We start from the raw sequence: 12049 nt of genomic DNA, 5'->3' as shown, positions 1-12049 counted from the left end.
CCAGCAGCACGCTCGGATGATACGATGCCGACCCCGAGCCGCGATACGACTTCACCATGCAAGACAGGTCCAGCCGATCAATCACCTCGACCACGAACCGCGCCAGGTGACGCTCCGGAAGCCACTCATCCACCGACGGCGGCAGCAAAAAATCGGTCTGACGATCAACTTGGCGGAAATTACTCATCACAACCACGCCGGCTCGAGCCAATATCAACCCTCGATAATGAATCTCATTCCAGCTCTCGGCTCAAGTCCGACAGGCTGCTAGGCCGAGGCGTCAGTCATGCAGACTCATTTCACCCCGGCCCAGCTTGCCGACCCCGACATCGCGACCGCCAATACGATCCTGCGCAAGTGCGTGCATTGCGGCTTCTGCACCGCCACCTGTCCGACCTACGTCACCCTGGGCGACGAGCGCGACAGCCCGCGCGGGCGCATCTACATCATCAAGCAGATGCTGGAGCAGGGCCGGCCGGCGACCGCCCAGGACGCGCGGCACATCGACCGCTGCCTGTCCTGCCTGGCCTGCATGACCACCTGCCCGTCGGGCGTGAACTACATGCACCTGGTCGACCATGCCCGGGCGCATATCGAGGCCACCTACCGCCGGCCCTGGGGCGATCGGCTGCTGCGCCGGATGCTGGGTGTGCTGATGCCCAATCCACGCCTGTTCCGCTGGGCGCTGGTGCTGGGCCGGCTGGCCAAGCCGCTGGCGCCGCTGCTGCCGGATGTCAGCCGCGATGCCGGCGGCGCCACCTTCTGGCGCCGGCTGCGGGCCATGCTGGACGCGGTGCCGGCATCGCTGCCGCCGCCGTCCGCGGTCGACCGGCCGCAGGTTTTCGCCGCCGCCGGCGCGCGCCAGAGGCGCGTGGCGCTGATGAACGGCTGCGGCCAGCAGGTGCTGGCGCCCGATGTCAACGAGGCCACGGTGCGGCTGCTGACCCGGCACGGCATCGAGGTGGTGATCGCTCCAGGCGCCGGCTGCTGCGGCTCCTCGGTGCTGCATGTCGGCGAGCGGGAAGCGGCGCGCGACCTGGCGCGGGCCAACATCGCGGCCTGGATCGACGCGCTCGACGGGCCGCTCGACGCCGTTGTCGCCAACGCCTCGGGTTGCGGCACGACGCTGAAGGATTACGGCCACCTGCTGGCCGAGGACCCGCAATGGCAGGCGGCCGCTTCGCGGGTGGCGGCGCTGGCCAGGGATGTCAGCGAGGTGCTGGCGCCGAGCGAGCTGCGGCCGGCCGGCCGGCCGGTGCGGGCCGACGGCACGCCCGTGGTGGTGGCCTATCACGCCGCCTGCTCGATGCAGCACGGCCAGAAGCTCACCGAGCCGCCCAGGGCGCTGCTGCGCGCCGCAGGCTTCGTGGTCAAGGACGTGCCCGAGGGGCATCTGTGCTGCGGCTGGGCGGGCACGTACCAGATCCTGCAGCCCGGCCTGTCGCGCACCCTGCGCGATCGCAAGGTCGCCAATATCGATCGCGTGGCGCCCGACCTGATCGCTGCCGGCAATTTCGGCTGCATCGGTCAGATCGGCAGCGGCACCGCGATCCCGCTGGCGCACACCGTCGCGCTGCTCGACTGGGCGAGCGGCGGTCCGCTGCCCGCGGCGCTTGAAGGGCGCGGGTTTTCGCTCGCCGCCACCGTCGCGGCTTGACCATGTATCGGCTGCGCGCGATTGTGCGCCCGCGCGTTCGCGCACCGGAACCTCAGGGAGAAGAGCATGCGTCTGTGCACCATCCAGCGTGATGGCAAGGCCGTCGTCGGCGTCAAGGTCGACGGCCAGATCCTCGACCTCAGCAAGCAGATGCCACGGGGGCCGAAATCGGTGGTCGAGATCCTGGCCGGTGGGAAGTCCGTCCGCGACGCAATCGCCAAGGCCTGCGCCAAGCCCAAGGCCGGTGCCGTGGTTTCGGAGAAGTCGGCCAAGTACCTGCCCCCGATCCCGGCGCCGGGCAAGATCCTGTGCATCGGCCTGAACTACCGCAAGCATGCCGAGGAGACCGGCAGCCCGATCCCGGACTATCCGGTGGTGTTCTGCCGCTTCAACAACACGCTCACCCCGCACAACGGCAAGATGCCGCGGTCCAGCCACTCCGATCAGCTCGACTGGGAAGCGGAGCTGGCCGTGATCATCGGCCGCAAGGGCCGCAACATCGCCAAGGAGCGGGCGCTGGGCTACGTCGGCGGCTATGCCTGCTTCAACGACGGCTCGGTGCGCGACTGGCAGCGCAAGTCGGGCACCCAGTTCACGCTGGGCAAGAACTTCGACGGCACCGGCGGCTTCGGCCCCGACATCGTCACCCCCGACGAGCTGCCCAAGGGCGCCGCGCCGCTGCGCATCATGACCCGGGTCAACGGCGAGACGATGCAGGACAGCGACACCGGCGACCTGATCTTCGACGTCGCCACGCTGGTCAGCGAGCTCAGCAAGGTCATGACCCTGGAGCCGGGCGACGTGATCATCACCGGCACGCCCTCGGGCGTGGCCATGGCGCGCAAGCCGCAGCCCTGGCTGAAGCCGGGCGACGTCTGCGAGGTCGAGATCGAGAACATCGGCGTCCTGCGCAACGTCATCACCCAGGGGGCGTAGCGCTATTTCCTCCCCACGCAGGGTGTCGTAGCCACGCATCTTCGCTGTCATCCCGAGCGAAGCGAGGGATCTCCTGAGGATTGAGGTTCCGTCCGCAGGAGATCCCTCGCTACGCTCGGGATGACGGTCATTTGGCCGTCACGTCGCCCCCATGCCGGTGAGGCCGCCCAGCATCAGGCGGGTGGCGAAGTCGGCGGCGGCATCGGCATCGACGGGATCGCGGGCGATCATCATCACCGAGATCTCGAAGGCAACGCCCGAGAGCGCCGCCGCGAACAGGGCGGTGTCGATCGGCGGCAGGGTGCCGCGCTGGATGGCGTCCCTGAGGTCGTCGTAGAGGCAGCGCGCCAGGGTGCGCACGTCGGGCTTGTCGAGCAGCGTGCGGATCGCCGTCACGTTCTTGCGCGCCAGCGCCAGCAGCTCGGGGTCGTCGGCCACGAAGTGGAAGTAGACCGAGAAATGGGCGTGCAGGAAGGCCTCGGCGGTCGGCGCCCGGGCCCGGCCCTCGCGGTGGCGGCGCACCAGCTCGTCGGTGAGCTCGCCGACCACGGCCTCGAAGATCGCGTCCTTGTCCTCGAAGTAGTTGTAGAAGGTGCCGGTCGCCAGGTCGGTGCGGCGCACGATGTCGCGCACGCTGGCGGCGCCGAAGCCCATCTCCGCGAACACCGCCCGCGCCGCCGCCAGCAGCTGGGCGCGGTTCTCCAGCTTCTTGCGGGCGCGCCGGGAGTCGGCGGCGGGCGGTTCGGGACGATCGTCCAGCGTGTCGGAAGTGCTCATGCGGGCATCGCTCGGTTCTGCATCCCTGGTTTAGGACGCCGGGCGGGACCGGGGCAAGGCGTGTTCAACGATCAGTGTCGCCGGGCGGTCGTGCCGGGCCTGCGTCAGCCGAGCTGGGCCAGCTCGTGGCGCAGGCCGGCGACGACGTCGTCCATGGCGCGGGCGGCGGCCTGCAGGGCGCCGCGCATGCCCACGAAGCCGTGAATGAGGCTGTCGAAGTTGCGGTACACCACCCGCACCCCGGCGGCGCGCAGCTTCTCGGCGTAGATCGCGCCTTCGTCGCGCACGATGTCGAAGCCGGCGGTGTAGATCAGGGCCGGCGGCAGGCCGCCAAGGTCGTCGGCGCGCAGCGGCGACACGCGCGGGTCATCGACGTCCAGCGGGTCGTCGAGGTACTGCGCGCGGGTCCATTCCATGCTGCGGCGGGTGGTCAGGAAGCCCTCGCCGAACAGCTCGTACGAGCGCGTGCTCATCGCGAGGTCGAGGATGGGGTAGAGCAGCAGCTGCAGCGCCGGCGGCGTCGCCTCGCCGCGCGTCTGCTGCGCCACCACGGCGGCCAGGGTGCCGCCGGCGGCATCGCCGGCCACCACCAGCCGTTTCGGCAGGGCGCCGATCGCCTCGGCGTTGGCGGCCAGCCAGCGCCACGCCGCCAGGCTGTCCTCGACGGCGGCCGGGAACCTGTGCTCGGGCGCGAGCCGGTAGTCGACCGCCATCACCAGGCAGCCGGCCGTGCTGGCCAGGAAGCGGCACGGCAGGTCGTAGGCGTCGAGGCTGCCCAGGGTCCAGCTGCCGCCGTGCAGGAACAGGATCGCGGGCAGCCGGCTGGCCGCGGCGTCGGCGGGCCGGTAGAGCCGGATGGGCAGCGCGCCGGCCGGGCCGGGGATCGTGCGGTCGACGATCTCGCCGATCGGCGGATCGCCCATGCCCATGGGCAGCAGCGAGGCCGACAGCGCCTTCATGTAGGTGTCGAACTGGGTCCGCGCGTCGCGCAGCGGCAGGCCGTGGATCTCGGGGCGCTTGCTCTTCTCGAACACGGTGAGCAGCCACTGGGTGCGGGCGTCCAGCGTCTGGCCGTCGATCACGATCGGCGCGCCGGTGGCGACGTTGACCCACGACAGCGGCGCGCGCAGCGCCAGAAGCGCAGCGCGGCTTCGCAACAGGGCGGCGAGGGCAGGCGAATCGAGCATGCCGCGACCTTAGCACCACCCGGCCGGCCGGGGGAGGACGGATGCGACCGCGGCGTCTGGGGTCAGGCCGTGGCCGGCGCGGCCTGGAAGACCGGCGCGCTGGCGTCGCGGTGCTCCGACACGCCCTCGACCAGCTCCTCGTCCCAGAAGTTCATCTCGATCTGGATGCCGTCGGGATCGTGCACGAACACCTGCTGCAGCGGCCGTGCCGGCACCTTGCGCAGCATGTGGGGCACGTTGTCCTGCTTCAACAGGTCGAGCGTGCCGCGCAGGTCGGTGCAGCGCAGGGCGATGTGGTCGATCGCGCCGCTGCCCTGGTCGGTGCGGCCGCTGTCGGACACGAGATGCAGCACGGCCTGCTCGCCGGCGTACATCCAGGCGCCCGGGAACGGGAAGGGCGGCCGCTCGCCATCGCGCAGGCCGACATACTTCTCGTAGAAGTCGACCGTCTTCTTCAGGTCCTTGCAGTAGACGTTGTAATGCTCGAGCAGGGTTGCGGGCATAGGGCCCTCCTGTGCAGGCTTTGCCGGGCCAGCCTAAGGGAGCGTGCAGGCCCGTGTCAAAGCGCCTAGTCTGGCGGCCATGAACGATTTCACCCTCGTGGCCCTGATCGCGAATGTCACCCTGATCGCCGGCGCCATCTGGTGGTGGGCCCGCTTCGGCCGGCACCAGGATCGCTGGCGCGTGCCGATCGGCGGCGTCGCCGTGGCGGCGGTGATCGTCCTGATCGCGCTGCTGGGCGAGCAGCTGATGGGTGGCTGACGGCTATGCGCTCTGGGCCGCGATCCCGCGGCTCTTGAGCCGGTAGACCAGCTGCGAGCGGGTGATGCCCAGCAGCCGGGCGGCGGCCGACACGTTGCCGCTGGCGCGCTGGATGGCCTTGCGCACCAGGGCATCCTCGATCTCGTCCAGCGACACCACGTCGTTGTCGTCGCCGCCGCCGTCGCCCAGCAGGTCGTTGACGCGCCGGCTGACGCGCTCGACGCCGGCCGCCGCTGCGGCCGGCATCCCGGCGGGGTCGGCGGCCCTGGTGAGGGCGCCGTCCTGGCTCAACTCGAAGCGCTGGGCGCCGAACGTCTCGCCGCTGGTGAACAGGTGCCCGATATCGACCGCGCTGCCTTCGGTGCCCAGGATGACGCCGCGCTCGATGACGTTCTCCAGCTCGCGGATGTTGCCCGGCCAGTCATAGGCCAGCATGGCGCCGATCGCCCGGCCGGTGAAGCCGGTGAAACTGCGGCCGTGGCGCTGCATGAACTTGCCCAGGAAGTAGTGCATCAGGATGGGGATGTCCTCGCGCCGCTCGCGCAGCGAGGGGATGCGGATGGGGAACACGTTCAGGCGGAAGAAGAGGTCCTCGCGGAAGCGCCCGGCCGCGACCTCGTCGCGCAGGTTGACGTTGGTGGCGGCGACGACGCGCACGTCGACCTTGCGCGTCTGGTGGTCGCCCAGGCGCTCGACCTCGCCTTGCTGCAGCGCACGCAGGAGCTTGCCCTGGGCGTTCATGCTCAGGATGCCGATCTCGTCCAGGAACAGCGTGCCGCCATTGGCGCGCTCGAAACGGCCCATGCGCGTGGCCACCGAGCCGGTGAAGGCGCCCTTCTCGGACCCGAACAGCTCCGACTCGATCAGCGCCTCGGGTATGGCGGCGCAGTTCAGGGCCACGAAGGGCTTGTCGTGGCGCGGGCTGATGCGGTGCAGCGCGCGGGCGAACACCTCCTTGCCGACGCCGCTCTCGCCCAGGAACAGCACGGTGGCCCGGGTCGACGCGACCCGCTTGACCATCTGGCAGGTCGAGTTGAACCCGGGCGAGGCGCCGACCATGTCGTCGTCGCCGAAGGCCGTCGGCAGCTTGCCGGCGGCGGTGCGCGGCGCGTCGGCCCGCGGTGTGGCCGCGGCTGCCGACAGGCCCTTGGTGAACGACTCGATCTGCAGGAAGCGCACGTCGTCGGCGGCATCGGTCCAGTCCTCGACCGGCCTGCCGACGATGCGGCAGATCTCGTTGCCCATGGCGCGGCACTCGGTCTCCCGGAACAGGATCGGGCGGCCCATGAACTCGCTCGTGTAGCCCGAGGCGTAGCCGATCTGCATCCAGCAGGCCGGCTCATGGCCGACGCCGTAGTGGCGGATGTGCTCATCGTCCTCGGACGAGGCCTTCCACAGGAACTCGCCGTCGAAGCGGCCGCGCTCGACATCGATGTCGAGCCGGACCGTCTCGACCTGCACGATGCCGGACAGGGCGTGCAGCTGCGGTCCGACGATGAACATGTCATGCAGGCTCGTCTGCGCGCGGACCTTGCGCGCGATCTCGGCGTCACGCGCGCCGGCGTAGTAGCCCATGCGCGTCAGCAGCCCGCGCGCATGGTCCAGCCCGATGCTGTCGATCAGCTCGCGGCGCAGCACGCCCATGGCTTCGGCGTGGATCAGCAGCATCCTCTTGTCGTGCAGCCAGATATGGCCGCTCTGGGGCGAGAAGCGCAGATGCGCGGCGAGATCGGCGATATCCGGAAGCCGGTGCGGGTCGACGGGCAGGTGCTCGGGCCGGACCAGCGGCAGGTGCATCGGTGGCCCGTGAGGCGGTTTGCCGATTTTGTTCATTCCGCCGTCCCTCCCTTGGATTGCGGCGGAGCGTACGCCACAAATCGCCGGAACGAAACAACACGCAGCTGCATGCACAAGCAGGCGCAAGCCCGTGTGGACAAGACAAGCATGGGCGATTGATTGGATTTGAACAGCGTCGCCACCGGCGACGGGGCCCGATTGTTTGAAATTATTCAGCCAGCCGTCGCGGCCTGCAGCGGTGCTTTTCGGAAAACGTAGAAACGACGTGCCTTTGTCGCGCGCGACCCGGCTTGGCACGGCTCTTGCCATCGGCCTGTCAAACAGACGTCCAATAGAGGGAGGACGCAACCATGACAGCCGGTGACGCCGGAAAACCGTCTTTCGATCCGCGACAATGCTTCGTGCGTGTGACGCAGGTCCGCGCCGATGGCTTCATCGAGTTCGAGTTCGCCGTCGGCGACCCGCTTCTGTCGGTCGACCTGATCCTGCCCGCTGCGGCCTATCGCGAGTTCTGCGCCACCAACGGCGCCGTGCAGATCCCATCCGTGTCCCGCTGACCTGGAGGCGAGAAATGTCCGTGGAAATCAAGACGGCGGCCATCGACCCGGTGCGTCAGACCTTCAGCCACGTCGCGCGCCGGCTGGGCGCCGACAAGCCCGCGTCGCGCTACCAGGAGGCGACATTCGACCTCCAGTCCGATTGCAACTTCCACTACCGGCCGCTGTGGGACCCGGAGCACGAGCTCTACGACAAGCGGCGCACCGCGATCCGGATGAACGACTGGTACGCCTTCAAGGACCCGCGCCAGTTCTACTACGGCACCTACGTGCTGAACCGCGCCAAGCTGCAGGACACCGCCGAGAACAACTTCGACTTCGTCGAGCGCCACGGCGCGCTCGCCAGCCTGCCCAAGGGCCTGGCGCGGCGCATCAAGGCGATCCTGCTGCCGCTGCGCCATGTCGAGTACGGCGCCAACCTCAACAACTGCTACATCTCGGCCTATGGCTGGGGCACCGCGATCACGGCCGCCACCACCTTCGCCATGATGGATCGGCTGGGCATCGCGCAGTACCTGTCGCGCATCGGCCTGCTGATCGACGGCAACACCGGCGAGTCGCTGGCCGTCGCCAAGGACAGCTGGATGAACGATCCGGTGTGGCAGCCGCTGCGCAAGCTGGTCGAGGACAATTTCGTCATCAAGGACTGGTTCGAGCTGTTCGTGGCGCAGAACCTGGTGCTCGACGGAATGCTGTATCCCCTGGTGTATGGCCGCTTCGGCGGCGAGCTGTCGCAGGCCGGCGGCTCGGTGGTGGCGATGCTGACCGAGTTCATGGACACCTGGTACGCCGAGGAGGTCAAGTGGGTCGACGCCTTCGTGAAGACGGCGGCCGCCGAGTCGCAGGAGAACAAGGCCCAGCTGTCGGCCTGGGCGCGCGAGGCCGCGGCACGCACGCGCGATGCGTTGGCACCGCTGGCCAAGCTGATCTACCTCGAGGAGGCGCGCGCCGTGCTCGACGACGCCGGTGCCCAGCTGCAGGCGCGCCTCGTCAAAGCCGGCCTCACCGTCTGAAGGAGCGCGCCATGACCGCCACCCAGAGCAACGTCTTCCTCGCCTTGCAGACCAACGACGAGACGCGGCCGATCATCGAGGCGATCGAAGCCGACAATCCGCACGCGGTGGTGCACCGCTATCCGGCGATGGTGAAGATCGACGCACCCGGCCGGCTGGTGCTCAAGCGCCAGACTGTCGAGGAGATCACCGGCGTCGAATGGGAGCTGCAGTCCTTCCACGTCAACCTGATCTCGCTGTCGGGCAACATCGACGAGACCGAGGACGAGCTCGTCCTTGCCTGGAGACAGTGACAACCATCGCCGGAGGAACGACCATGACCGACAAGACGACGGCCGCCGCCGCACCCAAGAAGCTGAGCCTCAAAGCCAAGTACGCGCAGCTCACGCGCGGCCTGGGCTGGGAGACGACGTACCAGCCGCCTGACAAGGTGTTTCCCCAGACTCATTTCGAGGGCATCAAGATCCACGACTGGGAGAAGTGGGAGGATCCGTTCCGTCTCACCATGGACGCCTACTGGAAGTACCAGGCCGAGAAGGAGAAGAAGCTCTACGCCATCATCGACGCCTTCCAGCAGAACAACGGTCACCTCAATGTCAGCGATGGCCGCTACGTCAACACGGTGAAGCTGTTCCTCACCGGCATCTCGCCGGAGGAGTATTCGGCGCACCGCATGTTCGCCATGCTGGGACGCAATTTCGCCGGCGTCGGGCCGCAGATCGCAGCCCAGATGCAGTCGATTGACGAGCTGCGGCATGCGCAGACCCAGATCCACACCATCAGCCAGTACAACAAGTACTTCAACGGCATGCACGACTTCCGCCACATGCATGACCGGGTCTGGTACCTGTCGGTGCCGAAGTCGTACTTCGAGGACGCGATGACCGCCGGCCCCTTCGAGGGGATCGTGGCGATCTCGTTCAGCTTCGAGTACGTGCTGACCAACCTGATCTTCATGCCGTTCATGTCGGCTGCTGCCTACAACGGCGACATGGCGACCGTGACCTTCGGCTTCTCGGCCCAGAGCGACGAGTCGCGGCACATGACGCTCGGCATCGAGTGCATCAAGTTCCTGCTCGAGCAGGATCCCGGCAACGTGCCGATCATCCAGCGCTGGATCGACAAATGGTTCTGGCGCGGCTACCGGCTGCTGACCCTGGTCTCCATGATGATGGACTTCATGGTGCCCAAGAAGGTGATGTCCTGGAAAGAAGCCTGGGACATGTACTTCGTCCAGAACGGCGGCGCCCTGTTCAGGGACCTGGAGCGCTACGGTCTGCGCATGCCCAAGTACTGGGAGCAGACCGTTGTCGCCGCCGACCGGCTGTCCTGCGAGGCCTGGAACACGTTCTACAACTATGCGGCCGCCGCCAATTTCAATCCGTGGTGTCCGACGGCGGAGGACATGGACTGGATGTCGCAAAAATATCCCGGGACATTCGACAAGTACTATCGTCCTCGCTTCGAGCACTATCGCGAGCTGGAGAAGCAGGGAAAGCGCTTCTACAACACGACCCTGCCGATGCTGTGCCAGACCTGCCAGATCCCGCTGGTCTTCAGTGAGCCGGACGACCCGACGCAGACCTGCTATCGCGAGAGCGACTACAACGGCATGAAGTACCACTTCTGCTCGGATGGCTGCAAAGACATCTTCGACCACGAGCCGGAGAAGTACGTGCAGGCGTGGCTGCCGGTGCACCAGATCTACCAGGGCAACTGCTTCAAGCCCGGCACCGACCCGACCGCCAAGGACTTCAACCCGCTGGCCGCGGTGCTCGAGTACTACAACTTCGGACCGGGCGACAACATGGACTATGCCGGCTCGCCCGACGAAACGAACTGGCTGAAATGGAAGGGGCTCGCCAAGAGCGGTCCCCTGAAGATGGCCTCCTGACGCACGAGGTGACACCATGGCCGTCAATGCGCTGCAGCCGGGCTATACCGGCGAGGTCAAGGACCGCGTCGAGCTGTTCCACGGCAATCACCTGATCTACATCGGCTGGGATCAGCACATGATGATCTGCGCGCCGGTGGCGCTGCCGCTGCCGCCGACGATGCCGTTCGGAGCGCTCATCAGCGACGTGCTGCCGACAACGGCGTTCGCCGCTCACCCCGATTGGCCCCGCATCGACTGGAGCCAGGTCGAATGGCTGCGCTCGGGCAAGCCTTTCAAGCCTGATCCCGGCAAAAGCCTGGCCGACAATGGCCTGGGCCACAAGTCGGCGCTGCGCCTGCGCACGCCCGGACTCGATGGTATCGGCGCCACGGGCTCCTGATCCGGGAGGCGGCCATGGGCTACCAGGTCACGATCGAGCCGCTGGGCCATAGCATCGAGGTCGAGGAGGGGCAGACCATCCTCGATGCCTCGCTGCGGGCCGGCGTCTACCTGCCGCACGCCTGCTGCCACGGCTTGTGCGGGACCTGCAAGGTGCAGGTGGTGAGCGGCGAGTTCGACCACGGACCGGCATCGCCCTTCGCGCTCATGGATGTCGAGCGTGACGAGGGACGCTGCCTGGCCTGCTGCGCCACGCCGACGGAGGACATGGTCATCGAGGCCGACATCGACGAGGACCCCGATGCCCGCCATCTCCCCCTGCAGGACCATCTCGGCCGCGTGGCCGAGCTGGTCGACCTGACACCCACGATCAAGGGTGTCTTCATCGACGTCGCCGGCGACGAGGTGGTGTTCCAGGCCGGACAGTACGTGAACCTGCATCTGCCCGGCCTGGAGCATCCGCGCGCCTTCTCGCTGTCGAACCAGCCGCGGCCGGGCGGCCGTCTCGAGCTGAACGTGCGGCATGTGCCGAACGGCGAGGGCACGACCTACGTGCACCGGCAGCTGCGCGTCGGCGACGAGGTCAGGATCAGCGGGCCGCTGGGCCGCTTCTACGTGCGCAAGTCCGATTCGCAGCCCGTGATCTTCATGGCCGGCGGCTCAGGCCTGTCGAGCCCGCGGTCCATGATCCTGGACATGCTGGAGACCGACGCTGATTCGCGGCCGATCACGCTGATCTATGGCGCCCGCAACCGGGCTGAGCTCTACTATCATGACCTGTTCCTGGACCTGGCAATGAAGCACCCGAACTTCCGCTATGTGCCGGCGCTGAACGAGCCGACGCCGGCCTGCGGCTGGGACGGCATCAAGGGCTTTGTCCATGACGCGGCGAAGGCGACGTTCGACAACGACTTCCGCGGCCACAAGGCCTATCTGTGCGGACCGCCGGTCATGATCGAGGCCTGCATCCGCACGCTGATGCAGGGGCGCCTGTTCGAGCGCGACATCTATACCGAGAAGTTCGTCACCGCCGGCGATGGAGCGCAGGCGCTGGCGCGCAGTCCGTTGTTCAAGAACCTCTAGGGCCG

At 67.8% G+C, this 12049-nt stretch carries 13 protein-coding genes and 1 pseudogene; 9 read left to right on the top strand and 5 right to left on the bottom strand.

Annotated elements, in window-relative coordinates:
• Positions 1-187: pseudogene (locus FHP25_RS41620) on the bottom strand (IS5/IS1182 family transposase); the annotation flags it as partial.
• Between the two features lie 99 nt (positions 188-286).
• Here FHP25_RS41620 and glcF point away from each other — a divergent pair.
• Positions 287-1657, top strand: a complete 1371-nt coding sequence (gene glcF, locus FHP25_RS35675; RefSeq protein ID WP_147851770.1) for a glycolate oxidase subunit GlcF — start codon at positions 287-289, stop codon at positions 1655-1657.
• A gap of 66 nt (positions 1658-1723) precedes the next feature.
• Positions 1724-2593, top strand: coding sequence for a fumarylacetoacetate hydrolase family protein (locus FHP25_RS35670; RefSeq protein WP_147851769.1), 870 nt, complete (start codon positions 1724-1726; stop codon positions 2591-2593).
• Positions 2594-2731: 138 nt separating this feature from the next.
• Here FHP25_RS35670 and FHP25_RS35665 read toward each other — a convergent pair whose 3' ends face one another.
• From FHP25_RS35665 to FHP25_RS35655, 3 genes are all read right to left on the bottom strand, one after another.
• Complete coding sequence (locus FHP25_RS35665; protein WP_147851768.1) at positions 2732-3370, bottom strand: TetR/AcrR family transcriptional regulator; 639 nt, start codon at positions 3368-3370, stop codon at positions 2732-2734.
• Positions 3371-3474: 104 nt separating this feature from the next.
• Positions 3475-4557, bottom strand: a complete 1083-nt coding sequence (locus FHP25_RS35660; protein WP_147851767.1) for an alpha/beta hydrolase — start codon at positions 4555-4557, stop codon at positions 3475-3477.
• Positions 4558-4619: 62 nt separating this feature from the next.
• Entirely contained in the window at positions 4620-5060 is a 441-nt protein-coding gene (locus tag FHP25_RS35655; protein ID WP_147851766.1) for a VOC family protein, read from the bottom strand.
• A gap of 79 nt (positions 5061-5139) precedes the next feature.
• Here FHP25_RS35655 and FHP25_RS35650 point away from each other — a divergent pair, with 79 nt between their 5' ends.
• Positions 5140-5319 (top strand): hypothetical protein, encoded by a 180-nt coding sequence (locus FHP25_RS35650; RefSeq protein WP_147851765.1) that lies wholly within the window; start codon positions 5140-5142, stop codon positions 5317-5319.
• A gap of 3 nt (positions 5320-5322) precedes the next feature.
• Here the strand turns inward: FHP25_RS35650 and FHP25_RS35645 are convergent, their stop codons facing one another.
• Complete coding sequence (locus FHP25_RS35645; protein WP_218578838.1) at positions 5323-7152, bottom strand: sigma-54-dependent Fis family transcriptional regulator; 1830 nt, start codon at positions 7150-7152, stop codon at positions 5323-5325.
• Between the two features lie 314 nt (positions 7153-7466).
• Between FHP25_RS35645 and FHP25_RS35640 the strand changes: the two genes are divergently transcribed.
• Genes FHP25_RS35640 through FHP25_RS35615 form a run of 6 tightly spaced genes read left to right on the top strand, consistent with a single transcriptional unit; the run spans position 7467 to position 12044 of the window.
• A complete protein-coding gene (locus FHP25_RS35640) occupies positions 7467-7673 on the top strand; it encodes a phenol hydroxylase subunit (RefSeq protein WP_147851763.1) in 207 nt (68 codons plus the stop codon).
• 14 nt (positions 7674-7687) lie between these two features.
• Positions 7688-8686: an aromatic/alkene monooxygenase hydroxylase subunit beta gene (locus FHP25_RS35635; protein WP_147851762.1), complete on the top strand. Its 999-nt coding sequence runs from the start codon at positions 7688-7690 to the stop codon at positions 8684-8686.
• Between the two features lie 11 nt (positions 8687-8697).
• Positions 8698-8979, top strand: coding sequence for an MmoB/DmpM family protein (locus FHP25_RS35630; protein ID WP_147851761.1), 282 nt, complete (start codon positions 8698-8700; stop codon positions 8977-8979).
• A 23-nt stretch (positions 8980-9002) separates the two neighbouring features.
• Complete coding sequence (locus FHP25_RS35625; protein WP_147851760.1) at positions 9003-10580, top strand: aromatic/alkene/methane monooxygenase hydroxylase/oxygenase subunit alpha; 1578 nt, start codon at positions 9003-9005, stop codon at positions 10578-10580.
• Between the two features lie 16 nt (positions 10581-10596).
• Complete coding sequence (locus tag FHP25_RS35620) at positions 10597-10962, top strand: phenol hydroxylase subunit P4 (RefSeq protein ID WP_147851759.1); 366 nt, start codon at positions 10597-10599, stop codon at positions 10960-10962.
• A 14-nt stretch (positions 10963-10976) separates the two neighbouring features.
• Positions 10977-12044: an NADH:ubiquinone reductase (Na(+)-transporting) subunit F gene (locus FHP25_RS35615; RefSeq protein WP_147851758.1), complete on the top strand. Its 1068-nt coding sequence runs from the start codon at positions 10977-10979 to the stop codon at positions 12042-12044.
• Positions 12045-12049: the final 5 nt, after the last annotated feature.

The sequence above is a fragment of the Vineibacter terrae genome (assembly GCF_008039615.1).
Classification (GTDB): Bacteria; Pseudomonadota; Alphaproteobacteria; order Reyranellales; family Reyranellaceae; genus Vineibacter; species Vineibacter terrae.
This window is presented reverse-complemented; position numbering and strand designations above follow the sequence as displayed.

What these genes read in the sequence shown, in the direction of transcription:
- glcF (WP_147851770.1), top strand. Translation starts at nt 287, where the DNA reads ATGCAGACTCATTTCACCCCGGCCCAGCTTGCCGACCCCGACATCGCG.
- FHP25_RS35670 (WP_147851769.1), top strand. Translation starts at nt 1,724, where the DNA reads ATGCGTCTGTGCACCATCCAGCGTGATGGCAAGGCCGTCGTCGGCGTC.
- FHP25_RS35665 (WP_147851768.1), bottom strand. Translation starts at nt 3,370, where the DNA reads ATGAGCACTTCCGACACGCTGGACGATCGTCCCGAACCGCCCGCCGCC.
- FHP25_RS35660 (WP_147851767.1), bottom strand. Translation starts at nt 4,557, where the DNA reads ATGCTCGATTCGCCTGCCCTCGCCGCCCTGTTGCGAAGCCGCGCTGCG.
- FHP25_RS35655 (WP_147851766.1), bottom strand. Translation starts at nt 5,060, where the DNA reads ATGCCCGCAACCCTGCTCGAGCATTACAACGTCTACTGCAAGGACCTG.
- FHP25_RS35650 (WP_147851765.1), top strand. Translation starts at nt 5,140, where the DNA reads ATGAACGATTTCACCCTCGTGGCCCTGATCGCGAATGTCACCCTGATC.
- FHP25_RS35645 (WP_218578838.1), bottom strand. Translation starts at nt 7,152, where the DNA reads ATGAACAAAATCGGCAAACCGCCTCACGGGCCACCGATGCACCTGCCG.
- FHP25_RS35640 (WP_147851763.1), top strand. Translation starts at nt 7,467, where the DNA reads ATGACAGCCGGTGACGCCGGAAAACCGTCTTTCGATCCGCGACAATGC.
- FHP25_RS35635 (WP_147851762.1), top strand. Translation starts at nt 7,688, where the DNA reads ATGTCCGTGGAAATCAAGACGGCGGCCATCGACCCGGTGCGTCAGACC.
- FHP25_RS35630 (WP_147851761.1), top strand. Translation starts at nt 8,698, where the DNA reads ATGACCGCCACCCAGAGCAACGTCTTCCTCGCCTTGCAGACCAACGAC.
- FHP25_RS35625 (WP_147851760.1), top strand. Translation starts at nt 9,003, where the DNA reads ATGACCGACAAGACGACGGCCGCCGCCGCACCCAAGAAGCTGAGCCTC.
- FHP25_RS35620 (WP_147851759.1), top strand. Translation starts at nt 10,597, where the DNA reads ATGGCCGTCAATGCGCTGCAGCCGGGCTATACCGGCGAGGTCAAGGAC.
- FHP25_RS35615 (WP_147851758.1), top strand. Translation starts at nt 10,977, where the DNA reads ATGGGCTACCAGGTCACGATCGAGCCGCTGGGCCATAGCATCGAGGTC.